A 16,055-nucleotide genomic window follows, 5' to 3' on the forward strand; every position below is an offset into this window, starting at 1 on the left:
CCCCCCCCCCCCCCCCCCCCCCCCCCCCCCCCCCCCCCCCCCCCCCCCCCCCCCCCCCCCCCCCCCCCACTACCGGAATGTTCGGATGCCAATGCCGCCACAGGGTTGAAACCCCAGCGGCCCATCCCAAGCTACAATGGGTGTTGCCATCGACAGGGCGCCAGGCGCCCTGATTCGTTTGCGGCGGACGGATCCTTCCCGGAGCCGTGCGGCATTTCCATCCAACCCGGTTCCCTCAATGATCAACAGCCTGCTTACCCGCGTATTTGGCAGTCGTAATGAACGACAGCTGCGCCAGCTCAACCGCATCGTCGCCAAGATCAATGCGCTGGAGCCGGAGATCGAGAAGCTTTCCGACGAGCAGCTGCAGGCCAAGACGCCGGAATTCAAGCAGCGCATCGCCGGTGGTGAAGCCCTGGACAAGGTGTTGCCGGAAGCGTTCGCGGTCTGCCGCGAGGCCGGTCGCCGCGTGCTGGGCATGCGCCACTACGACGTGCAGCTGATCGGCGGCATGGTGCTTCACCTGGGCAAGATCGCAGAAATGCGCACCGGTGAAGGCAAGACCCTGGTGGCGACCCTGCCGGTGTACCTCAATGCGCTGGAGGGCAAGGGCGTGCACGTGGTCACCGTGAACGACTACCTGGCCCGCCGCGATGCCGCGCAGATGGGCAAGCTGTACAACTGGCTGGGCCTGAGCGTGGGCGTGGTCTACCCGGGCATGCCGCACAGCGACAAGCGCGAAGCCTATGGTTCGGACATCACCTACGGCACCAACAACGAATTCGGTTTCGACTACCTGCGCGACAACATGGCGCTGTCCAAGGCTGACCGCTACCAGCGCGGCCTGCACTACGCCATCGTCGACGAAGTCGACTCCATCCTGATCGACGAAGCGCGTACCCCGCTGATCATCTCCGGCCCGGCCGACGATTCCCCGGAGCTGTACATCCGCGTCAACCGCATCGTGCCGAACCTGGTCAAGCAGGAAGCGGAAGACGGCGAAGGCGACTTCTGGGTCGATGAGAAGGGCAAGCAGGTGCACCTGTCCGAAGCGGGCATGGAGCACGCCGAACAGCTGCTGGTGGAAGCGGGCATCCTCGATGCCGAGACCGAAGGCCTGTACGCGGCGCAGAACCTGACCGTGGTCCACCACCTCAACGCCGCCCTGCGCGCGCACGCCATCTACCAGCGCGATGTGGACTACATCGTGCGCGATGGCGAAGTGGTCATCGTCGACGAATTCACCGGCCGTACCCTGGCCGGCCGTCGCTGGTCCGATGGCCTGCACCAGGCGGTGGAAGCGAAGGAAGGCGTGCCGGTCCAGCGCGAGAACCAGACGCTGGCCAGCATCACCTTCCAGAACCTGTTCCGCATGTACAAGAAGCTGTCCGGCATGACCGGTACGGCCGATACCGAAGCGTTCGAATTCCAGAGCATCTATGGCCTGGAAGTGGTGGTGATCCCGACCAACCGCCCGACCATCCGCAAGGACAGCCCGGACCAGGTGTTCCTCAACCGCAAGGGCAAGTTCAATGCGGTGCTGGCCGACATCGAAGAGTGCGCCAAGCGCGGCCAGCCGGTGCTGGTGGGTACCACCTCGATCGAAACCTCGGAAATGCTGTCCGAGCACCTGCGCAAGGCGGGTGTGAAGCACGAAGTGCTCAACGCCAAGCAGCACGACCGCGAAGCGACCATCGTCGCCAACGCCGGTCGTCCGGCCGCCGTGACCATCGCCACCAACATGGCCGGTCGTGGTACCGACATCGTGCTGGGCGGTTCGCTGGAAGCGGAAATCCACGAGCTGGGCGAAGGCGCGACCGACGAGCAGAAGGCCGCGATCAAGGCCGAGTGGCAGAAGCGCCATGACGCGGTCAAGGCGGCCGGCGGCCTGCACATCGTCGGCACCGAACGCCACGAATCGCGTCGTATCGACAACCAGCTGCGTGGCCGTTCGGGCCGCCAGGGTGACCCGGGCTCGTCCCGTTTCTACCTGTCGCTGGAAGACAACCTGATGCGCATCTTCGCCTCCGACTGGGTGCAGAAGGCCATGCGCATGATGGGCATGAAGGAAGACGACGTCATCGAAGACCGCCTGGTCAGCCGCCAGATTGAAAAGGCGCAGCGCAAGGTCGAGGCCCACAACTTCGACATCCGCAAGAACCTGCTGGATTTCGACGACGTCAACAACGACCAGCGCAAGGTGATCTACGCCCAGCGCGACGAACTGCTGGACGCCGAGTCGGTGAAGGACAACGTCGATGGCATCCGCGACGACGTGATCTTCGACATCGTTGCCCGCTTCGTGCCGCCGAACTCGGTGGACGAGCAGTGGGACCTGCGTGGCCTGGAAGCCACCCTGCAGTCGGACTTCGGTGTGGACATGTCGCTGACCGATCTGGTCAAGTCGCACGAGGAACTGGACGCCGAAGGCATCACCGCCAAGGTGCAGGAGCGCATCAACCAGCACTTCGCCGAGAAGGAAGCGGGCGTGGGCGAAGAGACCATGCGCGCGCTGGAGAAGCACGTGATGCTGACCGTGCTCGACCAGAGCTGGAAGGAGCACCTGGCACGCATGGATTACCTGCGCCAGGGCATCTACCTGCGCGGTTATGCGCAGAAGCAGCCGAAGCAGGAATACAAGAAGGAAGCCTTCGAGCTGTTCTCGGACATGCTGGAAAACGTCAAGCGCGAAGTGGTGACCCTGCTGGCCCGCGTGCGCATCCGCAGCGACGAGGAAGTGCAGGCACTGGAAGCGGCCGAGCGCCAGCAGGTGGAAGCCCGCCTGAGCCAGTCGCAGTTCCAGCACCAGGACGCTGGCGGCTACGGCGCCGACGAAGAGGCGGCGCAGGTGGAGGCCGCCCAGCAGGGCGTGGCGCAGCTGCAGCGTGACGAGCCCAAGATCGGTCGCAACGATCCGTGCCCGTGCGGCAGCGGCAAGAAGTACAAGCACTGCCACGGCCAGCTGAGCTGACCCCCGGAGAGCCCCGCGAAAGCGGGGCTTTCCTGTTCTGGGCCTTGAAGCGTCCGGCGATTGCACCGGTGCCCCGCTTTTCGGCATGCTTCGGCCATGCCTTCCCCGAAACGATCGATCCACGTCGTAGCCGCCGTCATCACCGACGCCCGCGGCCGCATCCTGCTCAACCGCCGTACCGAAAGCCGCGACATGGCCGGCCTCTGGGAATTCCCGGGCGGCAAGCGCGAGCCCGGTGAAACCTCCGAACAGGCGCTGGTGCGCGAGCTGCACGAGGAGCTGGGCATCGAGGCCGAGGTGGGCGAGTGGATCATGGACGTGCCGCAGCGCTACCCGGACAAGGACCTGACCCTGGAAGTGCGCCACGTGCGCAGCTGGAAGGGCGCGCCGCGTGGACGCGAGGGCCAGGCCATCACCTGGGTGACGCCGGACAAGCTGGCCCGTTATTCAATGCCGCCGGCCGACCTGCCGGTGGTGGCCGCACTGCGCCAGCCGGACTGCTACCTGATCACCCCTGCACCGGACATCGATGAGGGCGGCCTGCAGCGTTGGCACGGCCAGCTGCAGCAGGCGGTGGCTTCGGGGCAGCAACGCATCCAGCTGCGCCTGCCCGCCGAGCATCCGCAGCGTCAGGGCGTGATCGAGCAGGCCGTGCGCGCGCATCGGCGCGGTGTGCAGTGGCTGCTCAACCGCGATATCGAACTGGCGCGCACACTCGGCGTTGGCGTGCACCTGGGCAGCGAGCAGCTGCAGTCGCTGCAGGAACGGCCGCTGCCGTCCGGGCAGCTGGTGGCCGCCTCCTGCCACGGGCTTGAGCAGCTGCTGGCCGCACAGCGGCTGGGCTGCGACTTCGCCGTGCTGGGGCCGGTGCAGGCCACTGCGAGCCATCCCGATGCAATGCCGCTGGGGTGGGAGGCCTTCGCCGCGCTGCGCGCCCAGGTCTCGCTGCCGATCTATGCGCTCGGCGGCATGACACCGCAGCATGTGGCCGAGGCACGCCGGCATGGCGGGCAGGGTATCGCCGCCATCCGCGGACTGTGGCCGGTGTAGCGCGATACACAGGGTCGGATCCCCGCGACGCGGGGCTCTGACCTCCTCGCTTGAATCCGGGGTCGGAGCCCTTTCCGCTGGAAGGGGATCCGACCCCTCACCGCAAGCAGTAGATCCACGCCATGCGTGGATGGCGGTTCAGCAGCACCCGCTCACAACGTAATCCAGAAACACCCATACTGCCGCCGCAGCCCAAGCACGGTCGCCGCGCGCGTGGCGCTGCCCGGCAGGGTCTGCTCCAACCGCAACCCGATCGGATGTCGCCGTGCAGCCGGCATCGGCACCGTTTCCGAATCCTGCGAGGCGATGCCCTGGCCCTCATCCAGATCCTGCCGCGGATACACCGGCACCACGTCCACCAGCGGCCGTCGCACCACCGATTCCAGCTGGCCAAGAATCCGCTGTGCGCCGGCATCGGACACCGCGCCCCACAGGTACAGCGAAGAAAGCCGGTTCACATCACCGATGCTGACCGCCGTGTGCAAAGCCTGCACCAGTTCGCTCAGCCGGCGCGGACAGCTGCTGCCGAGGCTGTCGCGTTGCAGGGTATTGCCGGAAGGCGCCGGCGGTGGCCGCCGGGACTGCGCGCCCAAGCTGTCGCAGGGGCGGTCGGTATAGACACTTTGCCCCTGCGGATCGGTGCAGCGGTTCAAGCGCGTGGTCTGCGCCTGCACACCGGCGCAGACACCGGGCAGCAGCAGGACCAGCAACAGGGACAGGACGAGCTTCATCGACGCAGCGTAGCGCCGATTGCGATAACGCAGCGTACTTTTCAGCCTTGCAGCAGCTTCAGTACCGAGACCGTCGGCTTGGCCAGGTTCAAGGTGTAGAAGTGCAGGCCCGGAGCGCCGCCTTCGACCAGGCGCTGGCACAGCTTGGCCACCACTTCGGCGCCGAAGGCGCGCACCGATTCGGCGTCGTCACCGTAGGCCTGCATCTTGCGGCTGATCCAGCGCGGGATTTCCGCACCGCACTGTTCGGAGAAGCGGCGCAGCTGGCTGAAGTTGGAGATCGGCATGATGCCCGGGGTGATCGGCACCTGCACGCCGAGCCGCTGCACTTCGTCGACGAAGTGGAAGTAGGCGTCGGGATTGAAGAAGTACTGGGTGATGGCGGCATCGGCACCGGCGTCGACCTTGGCCTTGAAGTGCTTCAGGTCGAGCAGGGCGTCCTGCGCTTGCGGATGCGTTTCCGGATACGCGCCCACTTCGATGCGGAAGGCATCACCGTGTTCGGCACGGATGAAGGCGATCAGTTCGGAGGCATAGCGCATGTCGCCAGGAAAGCCCATGCCCGAGGGCAGGTCGCCGCGTAGTGCCACCAGGCGCCGGCAGCCGATGGCGCGGTAGAGCTTGAGCAGTTCGCGGATTTCCTGGCGGGTACCGCCGACGCAGGACAGGTGCGGTGCCGCGTCGAAGCCGTGGTGCTGGTTGAGATGGCGCACGGTCTCGGAGGTGTAGCTGAGGGTCGAGCCACCGGCGCCGAAGGTGCAGGACACGTACTCGGGGGCATAGGCCTTCAGCCTGGCCGCGGCACGGTCCAGCTGGGTGCGCTGTTCGTCGGTCTTGGGCGGATAGAACTCGAAGCTGATGGCGGTCATGGCACGGGCGGCGGCATCGGGTGTGAAGCAGTATATCTCTCCATCGAGATGGATGTGCGATGGATGTGTCGGGTCACGTCGTCCCGTGCGGGCGACCGTTCGCCCCGCTGACGGGCCGTTGCTCCGTAATCGCAACCGGGGCAACGGGAGCGAAGCCACGCTGGTCCCAATCCCGGCACCACCCACGCGATGAAGGAGCAGACGATGAAGATCTTCCAGGCACTCTGGTACGCGATGAAGGCCTTGGCCAGGCTGGCGATGATCGGCATGGCGATGGCCGTGCTTGGCTCAGGCCCGGCCCATGCCACAGCCGTCGATAAAGCCGCCGTTGCAGGCGCAGTGCAGGTCGAGGTGCTCGGCAAGGGCCGTCCCTTGCTGATGATTCCCGGGCTTAACAGCAGTGCGGAGGTCTGGCGTGAGACCTGCCTGGCCCTGGAGGACGTGCAGTGCCATCTGGTGCAACTGCCGGGTTTTGCCGGCGCGGCGCCTGTCGATCCGCGCCCGGCCGATTTCCTGCCGGCGATGCGCGACGAACTACTGGGCTATCTGCAGGCGCGGCACCTGTCGAAGGTTGCCGTGATCGGTCACAGCCTGGGGGGTGTGCTGGCGATGCAACTGGCACTGAAGGCGCCCGATAGCATCGGTCCGCTGGTGATCGTTGATTCGCTGCCGTTCTATGCGGCGGTGATGAACCCGCAGGCCACCGCGCAGAACGTGGGGATGATGGCCGGGCAGCTGCGTGAAGGCCTGCTGGCGGCCGATGAGGCCAGCTTCAATGCACGCAACGATGCGACCGCCAAAGCCCTGACCCGCAGCACCCAGCATCTGCCGGAGCTGCGGCGTTGGGGGCGCGACAGTGATCGCACGAGCATGGCCGATGCGATGTACTCCATGCTGGTGCGCGATCTGCGTGATGACATCGACGGCATCCACACGCCGGTCCTGGTGCTGGGCAGCTGGGCCGCTTATCAGTCGATGGGGGGTACGGAAGCCAGTACCCGTGCGCAGTTCCAGGCGCAGTACGCGAAGCTGCCGGGTGTGCAGATCGAGATGAGCGCACAGGGTTACCACTTCCTGATGTGGGATGATCCGCGTTGGCTGCAGGCGCAGGTGCGCCGCTTCCTCGCCGCACATCCCTGACCGCCGTATGCCCTTTCCTCCACCGCCAAGGCTGCTCATGGACGCTACCACGCCTTCCCGCCGCTTCTGGATCCTCAACGCGCTGGCGTGGGCAGGCTATGCGACGTACAGCCTGTGGCTGGGGGTGCGTATCGGCGGCGGTACGCTGTTCAGCGGCGTGGTGTTGATCTCCCTCAGCATTGCCGTTTCCCTGTGGTTGTGCAGCGGCGCGCTGCGTTCGGTCGCACTGCGGCAGCGCTGGTGGGATGGCAGTCTGGGCAGCCTGGTGTTGAAACTGGCAACTGGCGTGGTGGTCGGCGCCAGCATTGCACAGGCGCTGACGGCGGCATTGTTGTTGCCGGCGCTGGCCCTGGGCTGGGTGCAGTTGCCCGGTGGGCGTGCCGACTATCAGCTGTCGTCGGTCGTGCTGTACTGGATGAATACCGCCCTGTTCCTTTTGATGTGGACGGGACTGTGGGCGGGCCTGCATGGCTTGCGCCGCGCGCGCCACAGCGAGCTGGCGCGATTGCGCGTGGAGGCGGAGCGCAGCGCCCTGGAGCGCGATGCGTTGCGTGCGCGGCTGAATCCGCATTTCATGTTCAACGCATTGAACAACCTGCGAGCGCTGATTCTGGAAGAGCCCGAGCGTGCCCGCGACATGGTCACCCGCCTGTCGCGCACGCTGCGCCACGCGTTGGCCCACAATCGCAGTGAGCAGGTGACCCTGGCCGAGGAACTGGAAGTGGTCGACGACTATCTGGCCATCGAGGCGATCCACTTCGAACAGCGTCTGCAGGTGCGGCGGGAGATCGCCGCAGAGGCTGTGCAGGCACAGCTGCCTGCGATGGCACTGCAGCTGTTGGTGGAGAACGCGATAAAGCATGGCATTGCCAGCCGCGCGGGCGGCGGCGAGGTACATATCCGCGCGTCGCTGGACGATGACCTGCTGCGCCTCCAGGTGGACAACCCGCTTTGCACTGGCAGCGAACCCGCGCACGGGCATGGCGTGGGACTGGCCTACCTGCGTGCGCAGCTTGGCACGCGCGGCCGTTTCACCCTGCAGCCGGTCGGCGACCGCATGCAGGCGCTGCTGGAGATTCCGCAATGACGGCCGTGCTGCGTGTGCTGATTGTCGATGATGCACGGCTGGCGCGACAGGAGCTGCGGACGCTGCTGTCGGCGCTGCCGTGGGTGCAGTGCGTGGGCGAGGCCGACGATGTGCCTGCTGCGCGCGAGGCGATCGCCGCGCTGGCGCCGGACCTGGTGCTGCTGGATGTGCAGATGCCCTCCGGTACCGGCTTCGATGTACTGGACGGGTTGGAAAGGGTGCCCTCGGTGGTGTTCGTCACTGCCTACGACACCTACGCAGTACGCGCGTTCCGGGCCAATGCACTGGATTACCTGGTGAAGCCGGTGGAAGCGCCGCGACTGCTGGAAGCGCTGGAGCGTGCGCGTCATCATGCGGTGTTGGATACCGAACCTCCCACAGTGCACGGCACGCTGGGTGCGCAGGACCAGGTGTTCGTGCGCGAAGGCGAGCGCTGCTGGTTCGTGTCCATTGCCGAGATCCGTCGGCTGGTGGTGGACGGCAACTACACGCGGCTGTGGTTCCGCGACCAGAACGCATTGCTGGCCCGCAGCCTGAGCGCGTTGGAAGCACGCTTGCCATCGGACCTTTTCTTTCGTGCCAACCGCAACACGCTGGTCAACCTGCGGCGCATCCGTGCGGTCACGCCGAGCATTGGCGATGGCTACGATCTGGCACTGGATGATGGCAGTGAAGTGGAGGTATCGCGGCGGCAGGCACGGGAGCTGCGCGAGCGGATGGCGCTGTAGGCAACGACTGCGGTTACCCTGTGCAGCGGATTCTTCGATCACACCGCGCCATGTCCATCGTCCTCACCGATTTCGCCCGCCCCCGCCTGTTCCCGCGCGTACCGCGCGGCAACACCATCCAGGACTGCAGCGCCGAGCAGTTCCAGGCGCATCTCAACGCGCACCCGCCGCTGAAGGTGCTCGATGGCTATGCACCGTTCTGCAAGCTGTTCGTCTATGAGAACTGGACCAGCACGCGCTGCCTGACCGTACCGGTCACCGATGCCAACCGGCACCTGCTGCGCAGCGGCTACGAGGCGCGCAACCGTGAGGAACTGCCGGTGCTGGTGCGCTGGTTCGAGGGCGTGGAATCGCCACGGGCCAATTACCTGGTGGTGATCCTGTACAGCGCCGAGCAGCTGGCCAAGGAAGGTTCACCCATCGATGCGGACTGGGGCATCGTCGGCTGCATCTATACCGCCGAGCCGGAAGAAGTGCCGATGGCGCCGATCACCATGATGCGCAATGCGCTGGGCGTGGAGGAGGGTGGTTCGGGCGTGCCGCTGGACCGCGAAGCCTATCAGCGCGCGGTGGCGTTCTGGGAGAACAACGCCAACTGGCGGCCGTGAGAACACAGCATCGCGATGCGCGTCAGCGCACTGCGATGTGAAATCCGCTGCGGCCACCGCGGGATACGATGCTGTTTCCATCACAGCAGGAAGCAACGATGACGATCAGAACGTGGCTACCGTTGGCGGTGGCGCTGGGCGCCTTGCTCGGTTCAGCCGAGAGTTCAGCCCAGCGTTACGATGCCAACGCCGCATGCGGTGGATTGAGCAACGCGGCATCGATCCAGGATGTGGGCGTCAGCAGCATGGAGGCGCGTTCCCAGCAAGGGCGCTGCACGCTGCACGTCGTGGCTGCGGATGCGGAAGCGCTGGTGCGCCAGCAACGCATGCTGGAAGCGGTGTCGATGGCGGTATGCAAGGCCGCTGCGGAACCTCAGCCGTCCGCGCAGCCGCTGTCACTGGTGCTGCGATTCCCTGCGCGCTGCCCGCTGTCGTCCAAGGCGACACTGTTCCCTGCGGCCAGCGGCAACTGGAGGCGTGAATTCCCCGAGTACCCCTCTGCGGCTGTACGTGACGGGTTGCAGGGCAAAGTGCAGCTGAAGGCGCTGGTGAGCGGGGACGGCAGGATTGTCGCGGCCGTGGTACGCGTGTCCAGTGGTCACGCGGTGCTGGACGCGGCAGCGGCCAAGGGGCTCCGCTCGTGGGCCATGCAACGCGACGCGCAACAGCCCGCGTTGCCCGCCATGAGTGTGATGGACGTGCCGGTGACCTTTGCTCTCAACGAATGAAGGATGTGCTCTCCTGGCTTTCGTAGCGGGAGCCGGCACAACCAGGCTTGGCGTGGATCCGCCTTCGCAGTAGAGCCACGCCACGCGTGGCTTCAATCAAGGGCGAGCAAGGTCCACTCCCACCACGGGTAGTGGTACTCGCGGTCGGTGGCATCCCAGCGCTGGCCGCAGCAGGTGCAGGCCACCCGATGGCGGTCGCCCCAGCCATCCTCGGCCACGCCCTGTTCCAGCAGCCGCACATGCCCCTGCTCGATGAGCCGGCGTGGGTCGAAGAACAGGTAATCCGGATACAGCGCGCACAGGCAGCCTTTGCGCTCATGCCAGTAGCGCAGGCGGCGCAGTGCGGCCTGCAGGTGCACATCGTTGCTGACCAGCGCACCGCCAAGCTGCACGCCCTGGCAGGCCTGCTCGATCCGCTCGGTCTGCGACGCCAGCGCATCCAGCGTCGTAGCGCTGAACAGCCGTGCCAGGCGGCTGCTGGCTGCATGAATACGACTGGCATCGCGCGACAGCAGGTCCTGCAGCAGCACATCGGCCTGCGGGTCGTCCAGCCGCAGTGGCGGCGACGTGGACCAGGGCCAGCGCATCAACGGGGCCTGCCGATCGCGGCGTAGAGGCCGCCGGTCAGGTGCAGCAGGTCGGCCGGTGCCAGCTCCACTTCCAGGCCACGCCGTCCCGCGCTGACGTGCAGGGTGGGCAGTGCCTGCGCGCTGGCGTCGAGAAAACTGCGCAGGCGCTTCTTCTGCCCAAGCGGGCTGATGCCGCCGACCAGATAGCCGGTTGCGCGCTGCGCGGCATCGACGGCGGCCATCTCGCACTTCTTGCAGCCGGCCGCCTCGGCCAGTGCTTTCAGATCAAGCTGGCCGGCCACCGGCACGATGGCAACGAGCAGTTCGTGCGTTTCGGTGCTGGCCAGCAGGGTCTTGAATACCTGTGCCGGGTCCAGGCCCAGCTTTTCGACGGCTTCGCCGCCATAGGATTCGGCATGGGCATCGTGCACGTAGCTGTGCACGGTATGGGCGATCTTCTCGCGCTTGAGCAGGTTGATGGCCGGGGTCATGGGCATATCGTAGCGCCGCGCGCGGGCATTGCCTTGACCGAGGCTATTGCCGCACCCTGCGATACTGCACGTCGGCTTTCCCAGGCTCCAGCATGCGCGCACCCGCTCACCTCCACGACCTGACCTTTGACACCGAAGTGGCAGCGGGCCCGTATCCACCGCAGGGTTTTCTGCCGATCGCCGAAGGCGCGTTGGGCAACGGCGATTGCTTCGGGCTGTACTGGCCATTGGGGCGCGAAGGCGCATTGCCGCTGGTCTGCGAGATGTTCCATGACGAGGGCAGGATGGTCTACAGCCATTCTTCGCTGGACGTGTTCGCGCACTGGTTGGCCATCAATCGCGCGCTGGACGAGGATGCGTGGGATGACGACGAGTGGGATCCGCGCGCGCATGATGTGGACGACGCAGACTCGCCTCTGCGGCTTGTCGAGTTGGCGCAGGGACATGTAGCCGCGGGCGAGCCCGCCGCTGCGATCCCACTGCTCGACGCCGCAACTGCGGCTTTTCCAGACCTGCAGAAGGGCTGGGCCATGCTCGCTGGCCAGCACATGCGGTTGCGCAATGCCGAGCTGGCGGTGCGCGCAGCGCGCTCGGCCGTGCTGGCCAACTGGGCCTTTGGCGTGCCCGAAGCAGGTGTGCTGCGCATCCTGAAATCGGCGCATGCTGGTGTGGATCCGGTGGTGGCGATGGCGCAGCAGATGGGCTTCGCCTTTGGCGGTGCCAGGAACAACCCGGACTACGCGTTGATGCAGGCCTGCATCGATCGGTGTTGGCAGATCGGCGATAGGGAGGCGGCACTACGGTTGTCGCACAACCGCTGTTACGTGCTGGCCGCCGAGACGGTGTCATTCCAGGAGCGCGAGCGCTTTGATCTGCCCGCGTGGCAGCTTGCGTTCCGCGAACAGTGCCGCCTCGCCCTCGGCGACGACCGCCAGCGCATGCAGTAGAGCCACCCCGCGCGTGGATACTGAACCGGATGACAGGATCCACGCTGTGCGTGGATCCGATCCATCGCAGATCAGCGCGACAGCGGCTGCTGTGCCTGTGCCTGTTCCTGCGCCTGTCGTTGTGTCTGTTCGGCGTTCAACGCTTCGCTCTGGCGAGTGCTGGATGGCAGATCCTGGCTGACCGCCTGCGCAAGGTCGATGTAGGTGCGATGCGCTGCAGGATCGCCCAGCTGGCCCTGCACCGCGAATACACCCTGGCCGTCGGGGCGCGCCACCACGGTGTCCACCTGTGACATGCCGACAAGCTTGGACTCGTAGGCGACCTGTCCAGCGGCATTCTCCAGCTGGCCGCGGTCATGGAACAGCGGCGATAGTCCACCTTGGCTGCGCTGCTGTTCCAATGCTTCCAGCTTTTCCACGACCTGCTGGTAGCGCGGATTGTCGGCGTGCCCGGGCGTGGCCATGCTCGGTGCTGCTGATTCGGCCTGCTGATGCTGCTGGCTTGCCGCCTCCAGCGCACCCAATGTGCCGTTGCCGGCTTTGCCGTCCACCGTCAGCTGATGATCGCGCTGGAACTGCTGGACCGCCTGCAGGGTGCCCGGGCCAAAGTGACCGTCGGCCACCAGCGGTGCACCGTCCTTGCCCGTGTAGCCGAGGTCGGCCAGCTTCTGCTGCATGGCCTGCACCTCATCGCCCTTTGCGCCGTTCACCAGCACGCCACTGCCAGCCGACGCACCGGGTGTGCTGGGCGAGCCGTGCGAGGGGGCATGGGTTGGGGTGATGCTCAGCTGGGTCATGGCCGTGTCGAAGCGTTGATCGCGGCTGGTCACGGCCGCAGGCGACTGGATGCCGAATTTGGTCGCATCGACGAAGGTCTGCACGTCGGCCCGGCTTGGTGGATCGCCGGCCTGGACGGTACCGCCCTGCAGCTTCTCCGCGTTGCCGGCCAGATAGTTGATGAACTGCGGGCCCATGCTGCCGAACTGGTTGTCATAGTCGGCCATGGCCAGCTGCAGTTCCGGGTTTGCCACGATGGCATCGGCGGCGGCCGGGTTGGTCGCACGCACCTTGCCGATGGCCTCGTCGACGCGCTCGATGGCGCTGTCCAGCTTGGTGTTGGTGAGCTGGTCGATGTTGGCCTGCGGAATGGCCTGCAGCTTGGCGTCGAGCGCGGCCAGCTGCTGTGTGCTCAGCCCCCCGTGCTGGGACAGCAGTTCGATGTCACCGTTGGTGAAACCGTTGTCGCGCAGGAAGCGCCTGGCCTGGGGGTTGCCGCCGACGTCGAACTGCACCAGGCCGAACGAATAGGCGCTGGTGCCCTCCTGGGCGTATGAAAAATGGTCCAGGTGGCGGGTGTTGCCGCCCAGTTCGGTGTTGAGGAACAGCGTGGACAGCTGTTCGCGGGTGAGAGTGGAATCCGTTGCCATGGTCATCGTCCTTCAATGAGGAAAAGGGAGCCGTGCCCGCCCGGCTGATGTCAGCCGGCGCAGTGCTGCTGGGTGAAGCCGAGCAGCTGGCGGGTGGCCTCGGTGCCGTAGGCAGCCGGTGCCGGTTCGATGGCGAACTGGCCGACCATCTGGTTGCTGCACAGCTGCACGTTGCGCTTGCCGGTGGCTGTTTCCAGGGTGCAGTTGGCCGCCAGCAGGGCGTTGTGGCCGGCGCCGATGTTGGTTGCCGCCGTGCAGCCCAGCAGGCTGCCTTTTTGGCCGTTTTCACCCAGTAGCGTGTTGAAGGTCGCCAGCTGGCTGTTGGGGTCGCGCAGCACCAGCATGTCCACGCACTGCTGCTGGCCGTCGGGCACTTCGCAGGCGTCCTGGTCGACCAGACCGTCGCGCGTGGCCGACAGTACCTTGAGGCGGTCGGCAGATACCTGTTGCAGGCAGTGCGCGTCGCTGCACAGGTCGCGGGTGTGCTGGATCCAGCGCTGCTGCTCGGCCTGCAGCTTGGCCTTGCCGGCGGCATCGAGGGTTTGGCTTGCGGCGGCTTCGGCCTTGGCCAGCTCGCCTTCCTGCTTCAACAGGGCGGGGTCGTTGCAGATCAGGGCCTGCACCGGCGATGCCGGATTGGCGCAGGCGGTGCTGCCGGCGGCCGCTGCCGGGGCACTGGCCGCCTTGCCGTCGGTGTTGGCCTGTTCGGTGGCGGCTGCAGGCGTCGTGGCCTGGGCTTCACCGGAGGGCGGGGTGCAGGCGGCCAGCAGGGCCACCCAGCACAGGGTCATGAGGGGCTTGATGGCCCGGGTCATACGTTCACTGCTGCGCTGCATGTCTATCCTTTGATGTCTGCGTCCTGGCGCATGGCCTGCGGGCGGCAGGCATGGGGCGAACCATGGAATGGGGGTGCCGTGGCGGCCACGCGGCGGGCTGGGCATTGCAACATCCCGCGCCGGGGCCGTTGGCGGGAACAGAGCGTAGCAAGCGACTGCTTAGGGCTCTGTGACAGGACGCGCGGAACACGGCGGCGGGTGCCCGGATGCAGAACGGGCGCCCGAAGGCGCCCGTCCGCGTGCATCCGTTGCTGGGGTCAGCGCCCTTTCCTGCGGAAAGGAATCCGACCCCGCGCACGGCATCAGTAGCGGTAATGATCCGGCTTGAACGGACCTTCCACCGGCACGCCGATGTAGTCGGCCTGTTCCTGGCTCAGGGTGGTCAGCTTCACGCCGATCTTTTCCAGGTGCAGACGGGCCACTTCTTCGTCCAGCTTCTTCGGCAGCAGGTACACCTTGTTCTCGTAGGTGCCCTTGTTGGCCCACAGGTCGATCTGGGCCAGGGTCTGGTTGGCGAACGAGTTGGACATCACGAAGCTCGGGTGGCCGGTGGCGCAGCCCAGGTTGACTAGGCGGCCTTCGGCCAGCAGGAAGATCGCATTGCCGTTGGGGAAGATGTACTTGTCCACCTGCGGCTTGATGTTGACGTGCTTCACGCCCGGGAAGTCGACCAGCGCATCGACCTGGATCTCGTTGTCGAAGTGGCCGATATTGCAGACGATGGCCTGGTCCTTCATCGCGCTCAGGTGCTCGATGCGGATGATGTCCTTGTTGCCGGTGGTGGTGACGTACAGGTCGGCACGGCCCAGGGTGGATTCGATGGTGTTGACCTCGAAGCCTTCCATCGCCGCCTGCAGGGCGCAGATCGGATCGATCTCGGTGACCACCACGCGCGCGCCGTAGGCACGCAGCGACGCGGCGCAGCCCTTGCCGACGTCACCGTAGCCGCAGACCACGGCGACCTTGCCGGCCAGCATCACGTCCATCGCGCGCTTGAGGCCATCGGCCAGCGACTCGCGGCAGCCGTACAGGTTGTCGAACTTGCTCTTGGTGACCGAGTCGTTGACGTTGATTGCCGGGATCAGCAGGGTGCCGGCCTGGGCCAGCTGGTACAGGCGGTGCACGCCGGTGGTGGTTTCTTCCGAAACGCCCTTCCAGTCCTTGACCACGCGGCCCCAGTAACCCGGGCGCTCCTTGGCCACGCGCTTGAGCAGGTTCTTGATGACCTGCTCTTCGTGCGAAGCGGCCTTTTCGTCGACCCAGGTGCTGCCGTTTTCCAGCTCGTAGCCCTTGTGGATCAGCAGGGTCACGTCACCGCCGTCGTCGACCACCAGCTCCGGGCCGGTCAGGGTGCCGTCGGGCAGGGTGAAGGTCAGCGCGTCCAGGGTGCAGTCCCAGTACTCTTCCAGCGACTCGCCCTTCCAGGCGAACACGGGGGTGCCGGTGGCGGCGATCGCCGCAGCGGCATGGTCCTGGGTCGAGAAGATGTTGCACGAAGCCCAGCGCACGTCGGCGCCGATGTCCTTCAGGGTCTCGATCAGCACCGCGGTCTGGATGGTCATGTGCAGCGAGCCGGTCACGCGCACGCCCTTCAGCGGCAGCTCGGCCTGGTACTTGCGGCGGATGGACATCAGGCCCGGCATTTCGTGCTCGGCGATGTCCAGTTCCTTGCGGCCCCAGTCGGCCAGGGTGATGTCGCGGATCTTGTAATCGCCTTCGGTGGAGAAGGTCTTGGCAACAGCATTCATGCAGTAGCTCCGGTTGTGGGCGAGCGGATGCTCGCATCTGGCCGGGCGCCGTTGTTGCAAAGCCACCTGGCCGAGCCTGGCCGGCCTCAAGGGATCCGGTCGCAGCGCCCCTCGGCAGGGGAGGA

General features: G+C 66.2%; 15 protein-coding genes and 1 riboswitch. Of the genes, 8 read left to right on the plus strand and 7 right to left on the minus strand.

Annotated elements, in window-relative coordinates:
- The first annotated feature begins 238 nt into the window (after positions 1-238).
- Together secA and AC3WTC_RS07840 are read left to right on the plus strand one after the other, a co-directional pair.
- Positions 239-2,971, plus strand: a complete 2,733-nt coding sequence (gene secA, locus AC3WTC_RS07835; protein ID WP_025876568.1) for a preprotein translocase subunit SecA — start codon at positions 239-241, stop codon at positions 2,969-2,971.
- 96 nt (positions 2,972-3,067) lie between these two features.
- Positions 3,068-4,021 carry a Nudix family hydrolase gene (locus AC3WTC_RS07840; protein ID WP_025876566.1) on the plus strand — a complete coding sequence of 318 codons (954 nt, stop codon included), beginning with the start codon at positions 3,068-3,070 and terminating at the stop codon, positions 4,019-4,021.
- Between the two features lie 152 nt (positions 4,022-4,173).
- On the opposite strand, the gene AC3WTC_RS07845 is transcribed toward AC3WTC_RS07840, so the two are convergent.
- A complete protein-coding gene (locus AC3WTC_RS07845; protein ID WP_025876564.1) occupies positions 4,174-4,752 on the minus strand; it encodes a DUF4124 domain-containing protein in 579 nt (192 codons plus the stop codon).
- A gap of 41 nt (positions 4,753-4,793) precedes the next feature.
- Entirely contained in the window at positions 4,794-5,621 is an 828-nt protein-coding gene (gene metF / locus AC3WTC_RS07850) for a methylenetetrahydrofolate reductase [NAD(P)H] (protein ID WP_059066021.1), read from the minus strand.
- Positions 5,622-5,825: 204 nt separating this feature from the next.
- Between metF and AC3WTC_RS07855 the strand changes: the two genes are divergently transcribed.
- From AC3WTC_RS07855 to AC3WTC_RS07875, 5 genes are all read left to right on the plus strand, one after another.
- Positions 5,826-6,761, plus strand: coding sequence for an alpha/beta fold hydrolase (locus AC3WTC_RS07855; protein ID WP_492711253.1), 936 nt, complete (start codon positions 5,826-5,828; stop codon positions 6,759-6,761).
- 37 nt (positions 6,762-6,798) lie between these two features.
- Positions 6,799-7,848 (plus strand): sensor histidine kinase, encoded by a 1,050-nt coding sequence (locus tag AC3WTC_RS07860; RefSeq protein ID WP_481462890.1) that lies wholly within the window; start codon positions 6,799-6,801, stop codon positions 7,846-7,848.
- Complete coding sequence (locus tag AC3WTC_RS07865; protein ID WP_492711254.1) at positions 7,845-8,576, plus strand: LytR/AlgR family response regulator transcription factor; 732 nt, start codon at positions 7,845-7,847, stop codon at positions 8,574-8,576. The genes AC3WTC_RS07860 and AC3WTC_RS07865 overlap by 4 nt, the downstream gene beginning before the upstream one ends.
- Positions 8,577-8,626: 50 nt before the next feature.
- Positions 8,627-9,184: a DUF3228 family protein gene (locus AC3WTC_RS07870; RefSeq protein ID WP_025876554.1), complete on the plus strand. Its 558-nt coding sequence runs from the start codon at positions 8,627-8,629 to the stop codon at positions 9,182-9,184.
- A gap of 128 nt (positions 9,185-9,312) precedes the next feature.
- Positions 9,313-9,912, plus strand: coding sequence for an energy transducer TonB (locus tag AC3WTC_RS07875; protein ID WP_318263606.1), 600 nt, complete (start codon positions 9,313-9,315; stop codon positions 9,910-9,912).
- 92 nt (positions 9,913-10,004) lie between these two features.
- Here AC3WTC_RS07875 and AC3WTC_RS07880 read toward each other — a convergent pair whose 3' ends face one another.
- Both AC3WTC_RS07880 and ybaK read right to left on the minus strand, forming a co-directional pair.
- Positions 10,005-10,499: a hypothetical protein gene (locus AC3WTC_RS07880; RefSeq protein ID WP_492711255.1), complete on the minus strand. Its 495-nt coding sequence runs from the start codon at positions 10,497-10,499 to the stop codon at positions 10,005-10,007.
- Positions 10,499-10,972: a Cys-tRNA(Pro) deacylase gene (ybaK, locus tag AC3WTC_RS07885; RefSeq protein WP_059066028.1), complete on the minus strand. Its 474-nt coding sequence runs from the start codon at positions 10,970-10,972 to the stop codon at positions 10,499-10,501. Before ybaK ends, AC3WTC_RS07880 begins: the two co-directional genes overlap by 1 nt.
- Before the next feature lie 92 nt (positions 10,973-11,064).
- Here ybaK and AC3WTC_RS07890 point away from each other — a divergent pair, with 92 nt between their 5' ends.
- Positions 11,065-11,919, plus strand: coding sequence for a hypothetical protein (locus tag AC3WTC_RS07890; protein ID WP_492711256.1), 855 nt, complete (start codon positions 11,065-11,067; stop codon positions 11,917-11,919).
- A 71-nt stretch (positions 11,920-11,990) separates the two neighbouring features.
- Here the strand turns inward: AC3WTC_RS07890 and AC3WTC_RS07895 are convergent, their stop codons facing one another.
- The 3 genes from AC3WTC_RS07895 to ahcY form a co-directional block, all read right to left on the minus strand.
- Positions 11,991-13,346, minus strand: a complete 1,356-nt coding sequence (locus AC3WTC_RS07895) for a peptidoglycan-binding protein (RefSeq protein ID WP_492711257.1) — start codon at positions 13,344-13,346, stop codon at positions 11,991-11,993.
- A gap of 50 nt (positions 13,347-13,396) precedes the next feature.
- The gene (locus AC3WTC_RS07900; protein WP_033830370.1) at positions 13,397-14,182 is read right to left on the minus strand and encodes a lysozyme inhibitor LprI family protein; all 786 of its coding nucleotides are present in this window, start codon (positions 14,180-14,182) and stop codon (positions 13,397-13,399) included.
- Positions 14,183-14,484: 302 nt separating this feature from the next.
- A complete protein-coding gene (ahcY, locus tag AC3WTC_RS07905; protein ID WP_033830371.1) occupies positions 14,485-15,930 on the minus strand; it encodes an adenosylhomocysteinase in 1,446 nt (481 codons plus the stop codon).
- 36 nt (positions 15,931-15,966) lie between these two features.
- Positions 15,967-16,049: riboswitch (S-adenosyl-L-homocysteine riboswitch) on the minus strand.
- Between the last annotated feature and the right edge of the window lie 6 nt (positions 16,050-16,055).

This window comes from Stenotrophomonas sp. FW305-C-20-S1 (genome assembly GCF_058783335.1).

Bases quoted from the DNA above. Each gene is read 5' to 3' on its own strand.
- AC3WTC_RS07845 (WP_025876564.1), bottom strand. From the start codon at position 4,752: ATGAAGCTCGTCCTGTCCCTGTTGCTGGTCCTGCTGCTGCCCGGTGTC.
- AC3WTC_RS07860 (WP_481462890.1), top strand. From the start codon at position 6,799: ATGGACGCTACCACGCCTTCCCGCCGCTTCTGGATCCTCAACGCGCTG.
- AC3WTC_RS07870 (WP_025876554.1), top strand. From the start codon at position 8,627: ATGTCCATCGTCCTCACCGATTTCGCCCGCCCCCGCCTGTTCCCGCGC.
- metF (WP_059066021.1), bottom strand. From the start codon at position 5,621: ATGACCGCCATCAGCTTCGAGTTCTATCCGCCCAAGACCGACGAACAG.
- AC3WTC_RS07865 (WP_492711254.1), top strand. From the start codon at position 7,845: ATGACGGCCGTGCTGCGTGTGCTGATTGTCGATGATGCACGGCTGGCG.
- secA (WP_025876568.1), top strand. From the start codon at position 239: ATGATCAACAGCCTGCTTACCCGCGTATTTGGCAGTCGTAATGAACGA.
- AC3WTC_RS07890 (WP_492711256.1), top strand. From the start codon at position 11,065: ATGCGCGCACCCGCTCACCTCCACGACCTGACCTTTGACACCGAAGTG.
- ahcY (WP_033830371.1), bottom strand. From the start codon at position 15,930: ATGAATGCTGTTGCCAAGACCTTCTCCACCGAAGGCGATTACAAGATC.
- AC3WTC_RS07895 (WP_492711257.1), bottom strand. From the start codon at position 13,346: ATGGCAACGGATTCCACTCTCACCCGCGAACAGCTGTCCACGCTGTTC.
- AC3WTC_RS07840 (WP_025876566.1), top strand. From the start codon at position 3,068: ATGCCTTCCCCGAAACGATCGATCCACGTCGTAGCCGCCGTCATCACC.
- ybaK (WP_059066028.1), bottom strand. From the start codon at position 10,972: ATGACCCCGGCCATCAACCTGCTCAAGCGCGAGAAGATCGCCCATACC.
- AC3WTC_RS07900 (WP_033830370.1), bottom strand. From the start codon at position 14,182: ATGCAGCGCAGCAGTGAACGTATGACCCGGGCCATCAAGCCCCTCATG.
- AC3WTC_RS07855 (WP_492711253.1), top strand. From the start codon at position 5,826: ATGAAGATCTTCCAGGCACTCTGGTACGCGATGAAGGCCTTGGCCAGG.
- AC3WTC_RS07880 (WP_492711255.1), bottom strand. From the start codon at position 10,499: ATGCGCTGGCCCTGGTCCACGTCGCCGCCACTGCGGCTGGACGACCCG.